Origin of the sequence: Neobacillus sp. PS3-12 (assembly GCF_030915385.1) — a bacterium.
Taxonomy (GTDB): domain Bacteria; phylum Bacillota; class Bacilli; order Bacillales; family Cytobacillaceae; genus JAEVLT01.
In genome coordinates this window covers 114,771-131,961 of sequence record NZ_CP133268.1, presented here as the reverse complement: position 1 = coordinate 131,961, position 17,191 = coordinate 114,771, and the positions used below count along the sequence as shown (strand labels likewise).

Below are 17,191 nucleotides of genomic sequence, written 5' to 3'. Positions count from 1 at the left end.
TACTTAAATTAAAAATATTTGGAGGAGAAAGAAAATGACTTCTCAATCAATAAAACGGCTTATCCTGGGGCGTCCATTAAAATCGGAAGAGGCAGAAGCCGAAAAAATGCAACTGTGGAAAGCATTACCGATTCTTTCATCAGATGCTCTTTCTTCCGTAGCATATGGAACTGAAATGATCCTATTAGAGCTTGCAACAGTAGGAGCATTTGCATTCTCTTTTTCAATCCCCATTGCTATTGCTTTTTCCCCTGAAGAGGCTAAAAAGATGGAAGAAAGATGGGAACAATGGAATCCAGGTGTCCGATTAGTGGTTGTTGTTTCACGTTATCGTACCTTAATAAAGCCATTAGTTGAATTCATTGGACGTGTGGAACGCCGTTATGGAAAAGAAAAAAGAATAACTGTTCTTTTACCTGAATTTATCACACACAAGTTCTGGCATCGACTATTACACAATCAGTCAGCTTTTCGTATTCGTACACTTCTTTTAAATAGAAAAGATGTGGTGGTTTCTTCTGTACCGTTTCATTTAAATGATTAATAAAAAATTATCTCGAGTAGTAAGCCCAATGTTATTTATTGGGCTCTTTTTATTGTATAATAAGTATAAAAAGGAATAATTTAGAAAAAAGATAATAATAAACAATGAATGGGAGTTGAGCATATGGATGAGCAATTTTGTAGCATTTGTAGACATGAGGAAACTGAAAAAAAAAATGATTCCAATTCAACCGTGATTATTATTTGTGACAACTGTCTAAAAAGTGATCAGCTTATTCCTACTTTGGAACAATTTCTTCATTAATTGCTCTCGTTAGACGAAACTCCAATTGGAACAAATATCCTTATTGTTTTAATCTTAAATATTCAAATGGCAAGGTTAAGACATCACATTTAAACTAGCATAAGGTGCTCTGCAAAGTACGTTTCAAGAATTTCTCTGGTGAATTGTTATTATCAATTTAGTTGCTGTTTTGATAATAAAAATAACAGAGCCTCATTCGACTACGGTTTTTACTTATTTTTTGCCAAAGAATTTAATGGAGGAGGATTTTTATGATCTTAACATTAAAAAAGGCAACACTGAAATGGGTTTTCGTAGTGATGGCCTTACTTCTGGTGGCAGGATGTTCAAACAATAGCAGTTCAACCAGCAACAGCCACAATCAAAAGAACAGTACCACCAGCGACAAGCAAAATGCCACCCCTAACACTCCATCTTCTTCCACTTCACCTGATGTTTCAAACTCAATTGTCTATGAAAACACCCAATACGGGTTTAAATTCAAACTTCCAGGAATCTGGAAGGGATATTCGATTGTCACTAATCAATGGGAAGGGATTGCTCTAACTGGCGGCAACGTTGTTGAAACAGGTCCGATAATTTCAATTCGTGATCCTAATTGGACTGCTAAAACGCCAAGGCAGGACATACCGATCATGGTTTTTACACTTAACCAATGGAACTTACTTCAGCAGGAAGTCTTCCACATCGGAGCTGCTCCCTTGAACCCTAGTGAGTTGGGACGTAACAATTATTATGTATTTGCACTTCCAGCACGGTATAACTATTCTTTTCCTGCGGGGTATAAGGAAGTGGAAAATATTTTATCCAACCATCCTCTTCAAACAACTAAAGCAACAAAACTTCAATTAGGTTCTACAGAAACTCTTTTAGCCAAAATGATGTCAATGGCTAAACAAGGAAAAATAATTAGCAGCGACTTTGCTGTAAAAACAACGAACATCGATGAAGTAGAAAAAGTATGGGGAAAGGCAGATAAAACAGATTTTGTTGCAGCTGCTAAAGGACAATATAACACCTATTCAAAATATAAGGTTGTGATTGGTTTTAACAAAGGGGGACAGATCTTTGAAGCACGGTCCAACAGCAATCAATTGATGGGCATCACTCTTGCCGAGGCCAAAGAGGTTTTGGGAACTCCTGCTCATGATGCTATGGTGAATGGTCAGGAGATTATTGGTTATCGGGCGAATTCATCTTTTAAACTCGAGCTGGTTTTCCCTCAACCAACGAATAGCAAACCTAATCCAGTAATCGATCACTATAATGTTCTTTATCCAGAGGGAACAGTAAATTCTATGGCGGATGATCCCGGAAGGCAGTGGTAAATGAAGGGTAAACTACACGAATAGTTTCCTTTGCGGTGTGCAAAATGGACGTCGAATAATCGATGACTTTTTGATTAAACTTGTGATCCAAGGGGAGCAATAATGAAAATAAATATATGGAATAGCTTAGTTCCACAATGCGGAGCTAGGCTATTTTATTTTTTCAAAAACGAATTGCTACTCCAACTGATTTGCAAAATGAGGTAATTCTTAATAATAAAATAATAGTTTTGTTAAGAAAATTAGATGAATTTATTAAAAATAAAAGCGGTTTAAATAAAAAAAGGTATAGCTAGTCTAAGTAAGTTAAAAACGTGCCCCCCAAACTTGAAGGGGGGATCATATTCAGCTTTTATTTAGAGACTAAATGTCATACTTAAAAACAATGCAAAAGGTACTCTCTTTTGAAAATATTAATTATTCAATATTCATCTCATCAAATAGCCTTCATCGTTTTACCATTAAACCTTGCAGCCACCGAATCACCTTTTTATTACCTTCATGTAGTTTCACGTCAAATTGGGTGGGCGTAGTTTCTGGAACACGAATTCTATCAGGTTTTCTTCTGTTCAATGGGAACCTCCTCTCGTAAAGGACTTGGTATAGTATATGTAGAATCAATAAATAAATGAAAAAAGACAGAGGATTATATCCCCTGCCTTCGATAGTGCTTTTTAATGAATTTCTAAAAGTCGTCTTGAACGTCTAGTATGTTTTAATCTGTTAATAATTCAATCATTTTCTTCCAGAACTTCCTTCATTCGAGGACTTAACGGTATTTCGGGAATCTCAACATGTGGTTTCCTTACTTTAATTGTAAGCGACTTTTTTTCATAAATACTTTTTCCCATTATTCCTCACCTCCATTAGATGTTCCTTCTCGAATCACTAAATCAAACGTAATAAGCAACAAGTTTATTAAAGATAAATCCATTTCCGTTACTTCTTTTTGTGAAGTTACCTTTAACACGAACTTTTTAGAACACGCAAAGATGGGTATGTACGCCATCTTCTTTTTTATATAGGTCTTGTCCTTCTGCAGTTGCTTTTGAATGAATGACTTGTTTAGCCCCCTATATTCTTTAAAGGCTTCCTCTTTTTCAATTTGCGTATGGAATTTTAACAATTCTAATTCCAGACCTTCTTGTTCTGCATATTCCTCTAAGAGTATTGATAATAAACTGATATACTCTTCCTCACTATTATAATACTCTGGAATCCCCTGTTCTTTCAAGAGCTTAACCAGCCTTTTTACCTTTTCTCTATTACTGTTTACAATTTCATCATTTATCTCTATTTGTTTTGTAGCAATTGCTAATTCGTGGTTGCCAACTTTAAGAATGTACATTCCTAAGAAAATAAAAGCATCCACCAAAGCAAAAAGAATACCCACAATGAGATATTTTTTCCAATCTGTAAAAATACTGTTAGGGTGTTTTGTCCAATATAACAGTACAGGGGACTCATGATTATTTCCAAACTTATTAATTAATATTTGATAATTTGTTCAACTTTACCGACTTGATTGATGAATATTTCGTTTGAAAAAACTGCATTCTCGGACAAAGCTGGCATATTTCTGAACTCATTCAAGGATGCAGAAATGCTAAAGATAATCAACAATTTTAATTGTTTTGTTGAGTAATCAACGAATTGCGTTAATTTAACCATTGAAAGTATGAAGAAATTTTTTAAAATTATAAACAGGTGTTGATTATTCAATCAATATTGATTTGTATAATAAGATTTAATTCCGCACCCTAGACATAATAGAAGTGATCGAAATCCTAGCAGGAGGTCTAACGATGAACCGTGTTGAAAAGAGTAAGGAAAAATATAAACAGGTATTTGGTAATGGGGTACCTGCTGCAAACACTACCGACCCTGATTTTCAGGGCATATTAAGCCACTTCATTTTTGGAGAAGTTTTCTACCAAGGTAATTTGGATGACAAAAAACGTGAACTGATCACGCTGGTTGTTCTTACTACCAACCAGACGTTACCTCAGCTTAAGGCACATGTAGGTGCCGCACTGAACGTTGGGCTTACACCTGTAGAAATCAAAGAGGCGGTTTACCAGTGTGCCCCGTACATCGGATTCCCCAGTACATTAAACGCCATTCATGAAGTCAATGAGGTTTTTAAAGCAAAGAATATCGCTTTACCAATTGAAAGCCAAATGACTGTAGATGAAGAGAATCGTTTTGAGAAAGGACTTGCTACACAAGTTGAGCTTTTTGGTGATATCATTTCAAAAATGCGTGAGAATGCACCAGAAAATCAAAAGCATATGCAGGATTATCTTTCCGCTTTTTGCTTTGGAGACTTTTACACTCGCAATGGACTTGATTTGAAAACTCGGGAGTTGTTAACACTCTGCATTATTAGTACGCTTGGCGGCTGTGAAAGCCAAGTAAAGTCACATGTGCTGGGTAACAAAAATGTAGGCAATGACAAGGAAACATTGATCACCGCCATTACCCACTGCCTCCCATATATAGGCTTTCCGAGAACGCTCAACGCATTAGCTTGTGTGAACGAAATGATTCCAGAAAATTAATATAAGAAACTACATTAAAAACGACAATGCAAAGGAGACAAAAACTTGATGAACGAAACATACAAACTATCAAATGGTGTAGAAATTCCAAAATTAGGTCTTGGTACCTGGCTACTTGACGATGGACAGGCAATACAGGCAGTGCGTGATGCGGTATCGATCGGATATCGCCATATTGATACTGCTCAGGCTTATATGAATGAAGCGGGTGTAGGAGAAGGAATCCGTTCCTGCGGTGTCGCAAGAGCAGAACTTTTCGTTACGATAAAGGTTGCTGCAGAAGCAAAGACCTATGATGCAGCTACGCAGTCCATTGATGAGTCTTTAGCAAAATTGGGACTGGATTACATTGACCTTCTGATTATCCACAGCCCACAGCCTTGGATGGAGTTCCGTGAGGAGAACCGTTACTTCGAGGAAAACAAAACTATATTTAGGAGTAATAAAAGCTTTTGTTAAAAGATCTAAATCATTGTTTACATATAAAAAAATTTCTGGGAATGGGGTTACAGCAGCTTTATTAAAAAGAAACGGTTTACAAGTAATTTCAGAAAAACAGTTGACTGAAAATTTTGATGAAATAATAGGATTTATCTTCAATTAAAGGGCGCTATCCTTGAACAAGGATAAGCGCTCATTTTCCATTTTAGGGCCATTTGATGGAGGAAGTCTCTCCAGAAAAATTGGATATTTGTATCAACATCAGCGTTTTCCTATCTTGTTGGTTGAAATAAAATTTTCCAAAATAATCTTTTTATCTTAGGCAGATCATCCTCCGTTGTTGGGTTTAATAGTAAGTTTTATCAAAAAATAACGAATAATAAAGCCAATCCCTATCCCTGGAATCAAAAACAACATTGGAAGCCATATGGGACCAAATGATATACCGAAAAATACCTTTGGAGAGTACATAAGACCTATTGTGACAAAATAGGCTCCAAATGCAAAGGGGACAAACGATAAGCGTGGATTTTTACCTTCTGCAAACTTATAAGCATCATACATGGCATACATATATACACATGGATAAAACATAAGCCATTGGTGATCAACCACTTTAGAAGCCTCTGTAATCTTCCCAAGAAAACTTAACATGATAGCATTGTTAAATGAGCTGTTTACATTAATGACGAATTCTAAAAGTATAAAAACAAATCCCTTTATGAGATGACCATTTAATAGTTGTCCAAAACCAGGAAATGCAATACTCCAAAGAATTGTCTCTAACTTATGCGTTTTATTCATAATATCAGCCTTTATAACTCGGTTATATTTTGATTACCCTTTAATTTATCTAATTTTTTTATTAACCCAACGAAACCTCTAATAATAAACAAGGTAAAACTTACACTTCCGAAGGTATGTAATGGTGTCCATTTTTTCCATTTGAAAAGTCTTGAGTTCCTTTCAAAATACCATTGCCCAATACTCATGGGAACACTAAAAATCAAACTTTTCAATAGGATTTTTCCTAAACTATCGTTATATGACATCCTAACCCAGATAACACTTAAAACCGGAAAAAACAGCATGTCATAAAGGATATTTGTTTTAAAAATTTTTGGGAAAGGGCGGACTGGATATGCCATTTTTTTTCTCCCAACAACATAAGCATCAACCAAAGTAGCAAGAACTCCTTTTGAGAAAAAGATAACTAAATTTTCCCTCATTTTTGATCCCCTAAATAAAAATGGAAGTGAAACCATACTCATTGCAAGAACCAAATTCAACAACTTTTTTTCCATTATTGAACACCCTTTCATGTGTAAAAAGCCATACGGCTACAACTACCTAAATATTATTCTGTATAACATTTTTGAAAATATTCCTATATATGGTGGTATTTATATAAAGGTGCAAGCGACGTTAAAAGAACCTTGATATATATACAAAAGATGGGTTTACTTTTCCAATCAGGTAAGTTATTATATCGTTTAATTTCAGATTCAATAAACATTCGTTGGTTTTCAATACTTTACTTCCTGGAAAACATAATCATTGTCCTTCCTCATTTGTTTGTTTTAGTTGAACTGTGGGGTTGCTTATCGCAATCCAATTTCTTATTCAATTGTTACTTATAGAAGAGGAATTAGACATACATTTGAGGAATATACCAATTTATTAAAGTATTGGAGGAATTTTAATATGGTCATGCAAAGGGTTAGCTTAATAACAATTGGGGCTTTGAACTTACGAATTCTGCGTTCATTTTATAAAAGTTTAGGTTGGGAGGAATCAGAAATAAGTTCAGATCGTTATGCTGTTTTTAAAACAGCAGGTGTTATCTTAACTTTATTTCCTATTAATGAATTAGCAGAAGATGCGGGAGTACAAATTACTCATAATTTTGAAAACTATCGTGGTGTATCCTTTGCAATAAATGTTGACAAACCAGAAGAGGTAGATGTAACAATTGAGGAAATTAGAATTGCAGGCGGAAAAATACTAAGAGAACCTAGCGATGCTTTTTGGGGAGGAAGAACAGCTTATTTTGCTGACCCTGAAAACAATCTTTGGGAAGTTGCTTGGAATCCAACAGCAATTTTTGATGAAAGAGGTGCAATGATTTCATTTTAACAAAATCAACCTTTGATTTGAATTTAAGTCAAAAAGGCTAGTCTCTTTCTATCTGATGATGTAATGGGCATTCATAATCCAGTTCTAAGTCCGACAAAAGCAGTTGTATTTTGAAATGTTAGTATTCAGCGGCGAACGGTGACGGTCACTGTTCGCATTAAATAGGTTTATAAAATTAATTGAAAAGAAGAGTGAAAGTAGTGAGAATAGGTTTTTTTGATTCTGGCATAGGTGGAATGACTGTACTTCATCAAGCATTGAGGTTATTACCGAATGAAGATTACATATTTTATGCAGATACCTTACACGTTCCTTATGGTGAAAAAACAAAAGAAGAGGTAAGAGAATATATATTTAATGCAGTTGACTTTATGGCTAATCAAGGAATCAAAGCATTAGTCATTGCATGTAATACTGCAACCAGTATTGCAGTAGATGACCTTCGCCAAAGGTATGATTTCCCTATTTTAGGTATTGAACCAGCCGTAAAACCTGCTGTTCAAAGCTGTGAGGGAAAACGTAAAAAAGTATTGGTATTGGCAACTAATTTGACTCTCAGAGAGGAAAAATTTCATAACCTTGTGAAAAGTATAGACCATCACGATATTGTTGAAAGTTTGGCACTTCCGGGACTTGTAGAATTCGCAGAGAATTTTGAGTTTAGAGAAGAGAAAGTTGTACCATATTTAAAAGAAAAACTATCTTCGTATGAATTAAACCAATACGGCACGATTGTTCTTGGATGTACGCATTTTCCATATTTTGAAAATAGTATTAAGAAAATATTTCCTGAAGATGTTGACATTATTTCTGGAAGTATCGGAACTGCAAAGAACTTAAAACGGGTTCTCGAAGCAAGGAATCAAATGAACGATGGAACAGGAGATATTTTATTTTTTAAATCTAGTTTAAAAGTTGAAGATAAAGATACCTTATCAAATTATCATGAGTTGCTTGTAATGTTAGACAGGATAAGTTCTTTAACAACGGGTGTTTAGTTAATGGCAAACAGTGACAGTCACTGTTCACCTCGGTAACGATGTTAGAGAAGGCGATGACTGGTTTTCCAGTTCCTTTGATAGATACTATACTTTGGGGTCAGTTCCTTAGGACATAACACGCTTTAATCTGGTGACACCAAAACCCCATTCCGTTAATCCATTTCAGCAATGGTTTTTTCTTTTTTTCAGCAATACTACTATTTACCACTGAATCTGTGAGGTCCCTTATATTAAAATAAAGAACAACTAGTTTATTTACGGGGGAAAGGGAATGAAGTCAGAAAATCGCTTTTTGTCACTAAAAAACATCAAGAAGTTCATCATCGCGATCGTTACTTTGCTCGTTGGTTTAGCTCTTTACAGCGTTATTAAAGGACGAACTGCCCCAACTTCACCGTCTCATTTACATGCATTCGGAATTACCAGTGAAAGTATCAGTTTAGCTTGGAATAAATCAACAGATTCAATTGGTGTAAAAGATTATGAAGTTTACGAGAATAATAAAGTAATTGGGAAAACGGCAACTGATCATTTTACGGTGAAGCATTTACATCCAGGTACTTCGTATCACTTCTATATTAAAGCGCTGGATGCCCGAGGAAACCTGTCAGCTCCAAGTAATACCATAAAGGCTAGAACATTGGTAGCAAAACAGCCGATGATCAGTCAGATTCAGGTCTACCCTATAGGAAATGATAGAAAAACCATCAGTGGGACAGTCACTTTGTCTGTAAAGGTCCATGATGATAAATCAATAAACAAGGTTGAATTTTATAGCAATGACGGAAAATATTTAATTAAATCCATTAACAAAGCACCCTATCGTGTGAGTTGGGCAACAAATCCTTGGGTATCGGAAGGAGAGCAAAAATTAAAAGTAGTTGTATATGATTCAGCTAATCGAGTTTCAGAGGTTACCAGAACTGTTGCTGTAAAAAATTCAGTTGCCTCCGAACAATACAAGAGAATCGGATATTATACAGGCTGGTCTGCCTATTCCAATTTCCAGGTTTCCAACATTGATGCCAGCATGCTCACTCAATTAGATTACGCATTTGCGAGTATTTCATCAGACGGAAAAATCGCAATGGAAGATTCGGCCGTAGATGGGAAAAACTACTCTCAATTAACGAAATTGAAGCAGAAAAATCCAAATTTAAAAACGGTCATTTCTGTTGGAGGCTGGGACGGGTCAGCTAGGTTTTCAGATATTGCTTTAACTGATCAATCGAGGACCATCTTTGCCAATAGCTGTCTGCAGTTTATATTAAAACATGGCTTCAATGGAGTCGATTTGGATTGGGAATACCCGGTGGCAGGCGGGAAACCTGGAAATAGCAAACGCCCAGAGGATAAGCAGAATTATACTTTATTGATTCAAAAAATCAGAGAAACCTTTAATGCTCAAAGTGCAAAGGATGGAAAAGCCTATTTGTTGACGATTACCGGCGGTGTCGGAGAAGGATTTGCAAACGATACAGAGCTGAATTTGATTCAACAGTATGTAGATTCTATTGGATTGATGGCTTATGATATCCATGGTTCCTGGGATAAAATGACCGGAATGGATGCTCCATTGTATCAGGACCCTCATTCTGGATTTGGTTCGGACGAGAGTGTACAGAATGCGGTTCAAACTGATCTCCGTCATGGAGTACCTGCCAATAAACTGGTCTTAGGAATGCCTTTATACGGCCGTGTCTATAAGCAGGTAAATAATCAGAATAATGGCCTGTATCAGCCTTTTAACGGGGGAGGGACCGCGGTTGGCTACGGAAACATCGTTGCAAACGATCTGAACCAAAAGGGATTTACTCGTTATTGGGATTCTAACTCCAAGGTTCCATGGCTCTTTAACGGAACTGAATTTGTCAGCTACGATGATCCCGAATCAATCGGGTATAAAACCGAATTTATCAAATCAATGGGTCTGGGTGGAGCGATGATGTGGGAACTCAGCCAAGATCCCAATAAGGAATTAATTGCAAAAATTTATCATGATTTAGAGTAAGGATTTTAAACCTTGAAACAGAAGACTTTTTCCTATTCCATTAAAGGGCGCAATGATCGAAAGATGATTGCGCCCTTTTCGTATTTTGGACAAAGGAAACATCGTTGCAAATGGAAATTGGTGGTAAAATTAAGGTGTAGTATTGGTTGGACTTGGAGTAGTTCTTTCTGGATGTGGAAAACATCTGATGAATCATCCAAAACTTCAATAGAAAATTCGAATAAAAAAGTTGAAACGGCAGAAACGACATCACAATCTGAGGGTTCTACATCTTCAGAAGTATCAAAGGCAAGTGAGAATGTTGCTGGTATTTGGAGGGCAACGGGAAAAGAGGATGGGGTAAGTAGTACTTGGTACTTTAAGAGCGGTGAATTAGTAGTAAATTACGTGAATAATTTTTCTTATGTGGTCGCAGAAAATAAAGATTCTAAAGGGTATACTATTGTGACGATAAAAAATAATAAAGGCAAGGAACACGCTTTGTTGTTGAAAAGAAATGGCAGTAATCTTGAAGGTATTACTGCTGAAAATGAGGCTTATGACAAATACCTAGCTGATGGTACGGTTCCAAATGGACAAATTATTGAATTTTCGCTTCAGCATAATGTATGGGGAAGTATGGATGAAGTCATTGCCTTTTGGGAGAATACTTATAAGAATTCTGATAATGAGATTTCTAAAGAAATAGCATGGGATAATTACAGAAGGGATTTGTGGAGTATAGTAAAGGATGGCACTTCCAATAATATGATAACGTTACACTTTACTAATATCAGTGGTGCTGGTGGAAGCTATGAGCAATTTGTTAAAAATGACGAAACAACAGTAATCACGAGCTTCGATGGAAATGCGTCATATCCCAATAATCCAACTGTGAGATATACGGTTCAGAATACAAATTACAAAGTGATTAAGACAGAGGAATTGTGGAAGCAATAGTAATAATGAAAGAGGTATGTTTCCTATTATTCTAAAAGGATAAGACTATAAGAAACTTGTTCTATACACATCTAGTTTTTGTAAGATCATTGAGGAATGGTTACATTATCAATTTGAGAGAAGAGTGAAGAAACCCCAGTTGAAATAATGCTGGGGTTTTATTACATTTCTGCTTATATTAAATGCCTAAATGGCTATCTAATAAAAAATGAGCTGGATAATATAGGATAATTTTGGCAACCTAAGAATACATCAAATATGAGGATGTTTTACTTTGATTTCTCTACTTTATCTCTTATTGTTTGCGTCTTTATATGGATTATTGAGTTTCTTTGATAGAAAGCTTTTTAATATTTCTTTTTTTCAAGCAATGAAAAATATCTCTTATATGGAACTTCCTTCTAATACGGTAGTCATTTTTATAGTTTTATTTGTGGGATTGAGTTCAAGTGTCGTTTTAGACTTCCGTATTTATAGAGAAAAGAAAAAGAAAATAAACAAAGGGGAACCTTGATCATCATGACTAAAGAAAACATTTCACTCAATCAACTACTTGCATTAATCGTTAATTTTCTATTAGGCAGCAGTATTGTGATTGGAATTGCGAATGATGCTAAAAATGACGCATGGATTTCCATCCTGCTGGGAGGTTTGATTGGTTCAGGGATTATTTGGTTTTATATTCAATTATTGAAACGGTTGCCAGGGAAAAATATATTTGAAATTATGGAATTTTGTTTGGGAAGAAAAATTTCCATTATCCTTTCTTTCATATATGTTGTGTATTTCATTTATATATCGTGTAGGGTATTGCGGGATTTTGAAGAATTGATGAGCTCTGCTCTTATGCCAAATACACCGACAGAAGTGTTCGCCATCACGTTTTCATTAGTCATGGGATTTATTGTTTACCTTGGGATTGAGATATTGGCCAGGACATCCGAAGTATTTACACCTTATCTTTTGGGTTTTATTTTTCTCCTCGTCATTTTTTTATTTGCAAGTGGAACGATTCATTTAGAACAAATTCGCCCCTTTCTTGGAGGAGGCATTATGCCCATTTTGAAAACCTCCTTTACCCAACTGATATTTTTCCCTTTTGGGGAGCTTGTTGTCTTTACCGTCATCCTGTCGAATTTGACAAATACAAACCATCGTTTACGTATTTCCCTTATAGGAGTAGCGACCGCTACTTTTCTAATGACCGTTTCAAAAATCATGCAAATCATTTCAATCGACGTAGATGCCATACAGCGTAGTAACTTTCCTTTGTTGAGTGCTGCCCGAAACATTTCCATAGCCAACTTCATAGAAAGAGTGGATGCACTTGTTGTATTCATTATCCTGTTAGGAGTTTTAGTAAAAGGAAGTGTGTATTTATTTGCAGGTTTAAAGGGTTTGGAACATATATGTCATTTGCCTTATCGTTATTTTGTCCTACCCGTTTGTATGCTCATCTCTGCTTTTTCTATTTGGGTTTCGATTGATTTTGCTGACCACATTAAAGAAGGGTTGCAAATGGTTCCAATTTATCTGCATCTCCCCCTACAATTTTGCTTCCCCATCCTGCTATTTCTTGTCTTGCTTTGGAAACAAAGAAAAACAAGTTCTTGAAATGAGGTGGAACTTTGAACCTATTTAAATCCAAACGAAAATTACGAAATAAATTGATCTTTCGAGATGAGGAAATAACGAGAGATGTCCAGGACATCTCGAATTATTCATTAGAAGAAATAAAAGAAAAGGTAATGGCTACACTTGGAAACTCTCCTGATCTGAAAGCGGTAGAAGGAAAATCGTTTCATCATGAACTTTGTTTTTTTTATTTAGAAAGCATGATTGATCATAAGTCCATGAAAGAAGGGACTTCCAAATTATTATCACAAGATATAAAACCCATTGAAAACGAAAACGCAGTACAAGCATGGAGCGATGCGTGCAAAGACGCTTTCGGCGGAGTAGCATGTAAACAATTTACCAGTACAGAAGAAATCTATCAGGAAATTGTAAATGGCAGCGTTGTAATGGTCATAAACCAGTTAGACCAGGCGATTTCGATTAACATGGAGAATGCTGAAAAAAGGTCTGTAACGGAGCCGACTACACAAACAGTTATCAGAGGCCCAAAAGATGGATTTATTGAATCATTATCTACCAATATGAGTTTAATTCGAAAAAGGCTTCGGAGTAAAAATTTACATTTTGAATCCTTTCGCATTGGAAAAACAACTCAAACGACCGTTTATATCGGATTTATAAAAGGGATTGCCAACGAGGCCACCATCCAAGAAGTACGAGACCGTCTAAATCGAATTAACGTAAGTGGCGTATTTGAGTCGGGAAATGTTGAAGAGTTAATTTCTGATAAAAGCTTTACCTTTTTTCCTTTAGCATTAAACACCGAACGACCTGATACAGTAGCGGCAAATTTAATAGACGGGAAAATTGTTATATTGACCGATGGGACACCTTTTGCTTTGATTGTACCTGCTGTATTAGTGAACTTTTTTACCAGTTCTGAAGATTATTATCAAAATTTCTTTTTAGGCTCCTTCTTACGTTTTATCCGTTATTTATCATTTATGATTGCGTTACTTACTCCTTCTGTTTATATTAGTTTATTAACGTTCCACCAAGAACTAGTGCCGACATCTTTATTAATAAGCGTGATCGCCCAAAGGGAGGGAGTGCCATTTCCTGCAGTTGTAGAAGTGTTAATCATGGAAATAACGTTTGAAATTTTAAGGGAAGCAGGTGTCAGAATGCCAAAAGTAGTTGGGCAGATGGTTTCCATTGTGGGAGCTTTAGTAATTGGGCAAGCTGCTGCAGAAGCTGGAATTATTTCAAATATCATGATTATTGTGGTAGCTATCACGGCCATCGCTAATTTTGTCGCTCCCAACTATACCTTTGCATCAGCTTCCAGGTTAATCCGTTTCATCCTTATTTTTGCATCATCTGTTTTGGGGTTTTATGGGGTCATCATTATGCTGGTTTTAATGGTGGCACACTTAAGTGCACTTCGCTCTTTCGGTGTGCCCTATTTAGCTCCAGTTGCTCCATTTATCATCGAAGACCAAAAGGATGTTTTATTTAGATTTCCTTTTTGGGCATTAACTAAAAGACCCACTTATTTAAAAACCGAACAAGATAGAAAGGTGTTTTCTGAATCCAACCCATCACCCCCTCCGATGGAAGGTGGAGATGCTAAGTGAACTTAAAATGTTTGATTGGCTTTTTTTTATGTGCGTTTGTATTAATGGGCTGTTGGGATCAGCAGGAATTAGCAGACATATCCCTCGTAACAGGCATAGCATTGGATAAGGGAAAGAAAGCGAAATTCGATTTAACGGTCGAAGTAATTAACTCAAAAGAATTAACGACCAAAACACAAGCAGGCAATGCTCCTTCACTTGCCTTTACGCTTGAAGGCAATACAGTATCCGAACTGGCCCAAAAAATGAATGTAGGGGTTTCAAAGCGATTAATCTATTCTCATATGAGGACATTGGTCATTGATGAAAAAGTGGCAAGAGAAGGGATATTAGATTTTTTGGATTTTTTGGATAGAAATCGTGAAATCAGAGGGGATTTTAACCTTTTGGTTTCTCGTGGTGTCAAAGCGGCGGATGTTTTGAAAATAACGTATCCATTTCAAAAAGCATCGACATTAAAACTCCATACGCAGCTACAGACATTTGTGCAAAACTGGGGAGGGGATCCGAATGTACGATTAGATGATGTCATCAAAACGTGGACTTCTCCTGGAAGAGAACCTGTTTTGGAGGCTGTGAAGGTTAAAGGAATTCCTGAAAAGGGCGGAAGTGTAGACAATATGAAAAAGGTTGCACCTGATGCAATAGTGGTTGCTGATTCGTTAGCCTTGTTTAAAAAAGATAAACTGAAAGGTTTTTTGTCCTTAGAAGATATACGTAACTTCCTTATGACTCAAAATAAACTTGTCCACACAGCCGTATCTATCCCTTGTGCTAAAAACAAATTTGTAGGCATTCGAATTTTTGGTTCTAATACAAATACCAAAGTGAGGATGATGAAAAATAGGGCAGTTGTCCACTTAAAAGTAGATGATGAAGCGTATATAGATGGAATGCAATGCAAGGATGATTTAGAACAAATTAGTACCTACATGAAGATTGAAAGGTTGACGGAAAAGGAAATCAAACATCAACTAGCAGCAACAATTCAAAAGGTTCAAAAAAAATATCAAGCAGATATTTTCGGTTTTGGCGAAGTCCTGCATCATCAAGATTATCCAAGTTATAAAAGAGTAAAGAAAAATTGGAATAACTATTTTAAAGATGCACATGTGAATATAGATGTAAATGTCCGTATTAAAAGAACAGGAATTCGAACGAAGAGTCTAACTTCAGTTGGTGAACACTAACACCTATAGTCGCATCTACAGTATAAAAGTAAAAAAAGAAGAGGTCTTTCAAATTGCTATGCAAATAGGAAGGAAAAAGGGTTCTCCTGAACCTTTTAAAAGGCGGGCAGGGTACTACTCGCCTTTTTTATGGTCGATATCCGCAGCGCTTAAGATAAGGCATGGCACTGTCATTTGTTTCTCTCTACATATCATAAAATTCCACTCGTCTGTCAGCTACACTAGGCAGCTTTTCACGAACGCATTTAATTCTTTCAAGATCGATTTCAGATAGTATGATCGTTTCTTCTTCACCGGCATTAGCCTTTACAACACCCATAGGATCAATGATCATACTTTGTCCTGAAAAATTATTTCCAATTTGATCAGCAGCAAACACGTAAACCGTATTTTCAATGGCTCTAGCACGAAGAAGCGTTTTCCAATGCTCTTCTTTCATTACTCCGTCTACCCAAGCCGCCGGAATAAAAAGAAAATCTGCACCTTTCATAGCTAGCCGTCTGCTAATCTCTGGAAATCTGATCTCATAACAAACCATCAATCCCACTTTGCCGAATTCAGTTTCAATAATATCTTGAGGAACCTTCCCAGGGATGATCGAATCAGATTCTTTATAGTTAAAAGCATCGTATAAATGCGTTTTGTGGTAGGACTGGAGCAATTCACCATTACGTCCAAGGAAAACCGTTGTGTTATACACTCTGTTGCTTTCACCAGGCTCGGATTCGTATATTCCGCAAATCACATATACTTGGTTTTCTTTCGCACATTCAGCCAGGGCGCTTACAAAAGGACCGTCCAATGGTTCTGCAACTTCCGCATATCTGCTTGGACCTAATTTTGGATGGAGAAAAGCCATATACATTTCAGGCAGCAAAACAAAATCTGCACCCAGATCTTTTGCCTTTTTAATATACTCTTTTGCTTTCAGTAAATTAACCTGTTTATCCGAACTTGATTTTAGTTGAGACACAGCAACTTTCATTCAAGTACCTCCAAAAATATAAAATTTTTTTGAGTTTATTAGAATTAAATTTTTTTGTCTTCGTTATCTACTATGAATGTGCTCTATTAGTCTATTTAATGAAAATTTTACTATATATGTAAACTTTATTACAGAGAAATAATAGATGATGATTAATAAAATTAAGCTCCTCTACTACGTAGAGTGAGCTCATCAATTCACACTTTATTGTGGCTGGATTTCTTTATGTTTACTTTTTTCATTAAATGGCGTTAGTAATTTTATAATTTTTATGATTGACTATGGTTGCAAGTGGTTCGCCTTTTTCCTTGTTGTATCCGTATTCAACAATAACAGAATTTTCTCTAACAACAGTAACAGTTCCTTTATAGCTTTTTCCATCACGCTTAAAAGAAATATTGTCCCCAATATTAGCATTTGCCATTTTATCACCCCCGACACTTATTATTTTCAGCAAATATAAAAAAATTCAGGAGAAATGAAAATACAAGCTGCAATGATTGCGATAGTGCAACGGAAAGGGAAAAGATCGTTTTATCATTGTTCTGATATTATTCATTGGGATCTTCGTGTAGG

At 36.0% G+C, this 17,191-nt stretch carries 16 protein-coding genes and 1 pseudogene; 11 read left to right on the top strand and 6 right to left on the bottom strand.

Going from position 1 to position 17,191, the window contains the following annotated elements:
- Positions 1-34: 34 nt before the first annotated feature.
- Positions 35-241, top strand: a pseudogene (locus RCG17_RS28185) (amino acid permease); the annotation flags it as partial.
- An 818-nt stretch (positions 242-1,059) separates the two neighbouring features.
- Positions 1,060-2,136 (top strand): YjgB family protein, encoded by a 1,077-nt coding sequence (locus tag RCG17_RS00725; protein WP_308173400.1) that lies wholly within the window; start codon positions 1,060-1,062, stop codon positions 2,134-2,136.
- Positions 2,137-2,583: 447 nt separating this feature from the next.
- On the opposite strand, the gene RCG17_RS00720 is transcribed toward RCG17_RS00725, so the two are convergent.
- Together RCG17_RS00720 and RCG17_RS00715 are read right to left on the bottom strand one after the other, a co-directional pair.
- A complete protein-coding gene (locus tag RCG17_RS00720) occupies positions 2,584-2,709 on the bottom strand; it encodes a hypothetical protein (protein ID WP_308173399.1) in 126 nt (41 codons plus the stop codon).
- Positions 2,710-2,986: 277 nt separating this feature from the next.
- On the bottom strand, positions 2,987-3,589 hold the full coding sequence (locus RCG17_RS00715) for a type II toxin-antitoxin system SpoIISA family toxin (protein ID WP_308175734.1): 603 nt from the start codon (positions 3,587-3,589) through the stop codon (positions 2,987-2,989).
- Between the two features lie 352 nt (positions 3,590-3,941).
- On the opposite strand from RCG17_RS00715, the gene RCG17_RS00710 reads away from it, so the two are divergent.
- Together RCG17_RS00710 and RCG17_RS00705 are read left to right on the top strand one after the other, a co-directional pair.
- Positions 3,942-4,697 carry a carboxymuconolactone decarboxylase family protein gene (locus tag RCG17_RS00710; RefSeq protein WP_308173398.1) on the top strand — a complete coding sequence of 252 codons (756 nt, stop codon included), beginning with the start codon at positions 3,942-3,944 and terminating at the stop codon, positions 4,695-4,697.
- A gap of 48 nt (positions 4,698-4,745) precedes the next feature.
- A complete protein-coding gene (locus RCG17_RS00705; protein ID WP_308175733.1) occupies positions 4,746-5,156 on the top strand; it encodes an aldo/keto reductase in 411 nt (136 codons plus the stop codon).
- A 309-nt stretch (positions 5,157-5,465) separates the two neighbouring features.
- On the opposite strand, the gene RCG17_RS00700 is transcribed toward RCG17_RS00705, so the two are convergent.
- On the bottom strand, positions 5,466-5,942 hold the full coding sequence (locus tag RCG17_RS00700; RefSeq protein WP_308173397.1) for a hypothetical protein: 477 nt from the start codon (positions 5,940-5,942) through the stop codon (positions 5,466-5,468).
- An 11-nt stretch (positions 5,943-5,953) separates the two neighbouring features.
- On the bottom strand, positions 5,954-6,442 hold the full coding sequence (locus RCG17_RS00695; protein ID WP_308173396.1) for a CBO0543 family protein: 489 nt from the start codon (positions 6,440-6,442) through the stop codon (positions 5,954-5,956).
- A gap of 400 nt (positions 6,443-6,842) precedes the next feature.
- On the opposite strand from RCG17_RS00695, the gene RCG17_RS00690 reads away from it, so the two are divergent.
- From RCG17_RS00690 to RCG17_RS00660, 7 genes are all read left to right on the top strand, one after another.
- Positions 6,843-7,274: a VOC family protein gene (locus RCG17_RS00690; protein WP_308173395.1), complete on the top strand. Its 432-nt coding sequence runs from the start codon at positions 6,843-6,845 to the stop codon at positions 7,272-7,274.
- 200 nt (positions 7,275-7,474) lie between these two features.
- On the top strand, positions 7,475-8,272 hold the full coding sequence (gene murI / locus RCG17_RS00685; RefSeq protein ID WP_308173394.1) for a glutamate racemase: 798 nt from the start codon (positions 7,475-7,477) through the stop codon (positions 8,270-8,272).
- Between the two features lie 274 nt (positions 8,273-8,546).
- Positions 8,547-10,286, top strand: a complete 1,740-nt coding sequence (locus RCG17_RS00680; RefSeq protein WP_308173393.1) for a glycosyl hydrolase family 18 protein — start codon at positions 8,547-8,549, stop codon at positions 10,284-10,286.
- A 171-nt stretch (positions 10,287-10,457) separates the two neighbouring features.
- A complete protein-coding gene (locus RCG17_RS00675) occupies positions 10,458-11,225 on the top strand; it encodes a hypothetical protein (RefSeq protein ID WP_308173392.1) in 768 nt (255 codons plus the stop codon).
- 519 nt (positions 11,226-11,744) lie between these two features.
- Positions 11,745-12,839: a GerAB/ArcD/ProY family transporter gene (locus RCG17_RS00670; RefSeq protein WP_308173391.1), complete on the top strand. Its 1,095-nt coding sequence runs from the start codon at positions 11,745-11,747 to the stop codon at positions 12,837-12,839.
- 14 nt (positions 12,840-12,853) lie between these two features.
- The gene (locus tag RCG17_RS00665; protein ID WP_308173390.1) at positions 12,854-14,440 is read left to right on the top strand and encodes a spore germination protein; all 1,587 of its coding nucleotides are present in this window, start codon (positions 12,854-12,856) and stop codon (positions 14,438-14,440) included.
- Positions 14,437-15,630 (top strand): Ger(x)C family spore germination protein, encoded by a 1,194-nt coding sequence (locus tag RCG17_RS00660; protein WP_308173389.1) that lies wholly within the window; start codon positions 14,437-14,439, stop codon positions 15,628-15,630. The genes RCG17_RS00665 and RCG17_RS00660 overlap by 4 nt, the downstream gene beginning before the upstream one ends.
- A 184-nt stretch (positions 15,631-15,814) precedes the next feature.
- Here RCG17_RS00660 and RCG17_RS00655 read toward each other — a convergent pair whose 3' ends face one another.
- Positions 15,815-16,615 (bottom strand): carbon-nitrogen hydrolase family protein, encoded by an 801-nt coding sequence (locus RCG17_RS00655; protein WP_308173388.1) that lies wholly within the window; start codon positions 16,613-16,615, stop codon positions 15,815-15,817.
- Between the two features lie 241 nt (positions 16,616-16,856).
- Positions 16,857-17,039 (bottom strand): DUF2187 family protein, encoded by a 183-nt coding sequence (locus tag RCG17_RS00650; protein ID WP_308173387.1) that lies wholly within the window; start codon positions 17,037-17,039, stop codon positions 16,857-16,859.
- Positions 17,040-17,191: the final 152 nt, after the last annotated feature.

Bases quoted from the DNA above. Each gene is read 5' to 3' on its own strand.
- RCG17_RS00725 (WP_308173400.1), top strand. From the start codon at position 1,060: ATGATCTTAACATTAAAAAAGGCAACACTGAAATGGGTTTTCGTAGTG.
- RCG17_RS00710 (WP_308173398.1), top strand. From the start codon at position 3,942: ATGAACCGTGTTGAAAAGAGTAAGGAAAAATATAAACAGGTATTTGGT.
- RCG17_RS00650 (WP_308173387.1), bottom strand. From the start codon at position 17,039: ATGGCAAATGCTAATATTGGGGACAATATTTCTTTTAAGCGTGATGGA.
- RCG17_RS00680 (WP_308173393.1), top strand. From the start codon at position 8,547: ATGAAGTCAGAAAATCGCTTTTTGTCACTAAAAAACATCAAGAAGTTC.
- RCG17_RS00670 (WP_308173391.1), top strand. From the start codon at position 11,745: ATGACTAAAGAAAACATTTCACTCAATCAACTACTTGCATTAATCGTT.
- RCG17_RS00705 (WP_308175733.1), top strand. From the start codon at position 4,746: ATGAACGAAACATACAAACTATCAAATGGTGTAGAAATTCCAAAATTA.
- RCG17_RS00695 (WP_308173396.1), bottom strand. From the start codon at position 6,442: ATGGAAAAAAAGTTGTTGAATTTGGTTCTTGCAATGAGTATGGTTTCA.
- RCG17_RS00690 (WP_308173395.1), top strand. From the start codon at position 6,843: ATGGTCATGCAAAGGGTTAGCTTAATAACAATTGGGGCTTTGAACTTA.
- RCG17_RS00700 (WP_308173397.1), bottom strand. From the start codon at position 5,942: ATGAATAAAACGCATAAGTTAGAGACAATTCTTTGGAGTATTGCATTT.
- RCG17_RS00655 (WP_308173388.1), bottom strand. From the start codon at position 16,615: ATGAAAGTTGCTGTGTCTCAACTAAAATCAAGTTCGGATAAACAGGTT.
- RCG17_RS00675 (WP_308173392.1), top strand. From the start codon at position 10,458: ATGTGGAAAACATCTGATGAATCATCCAAAACTTCAATAGAAAATTCG.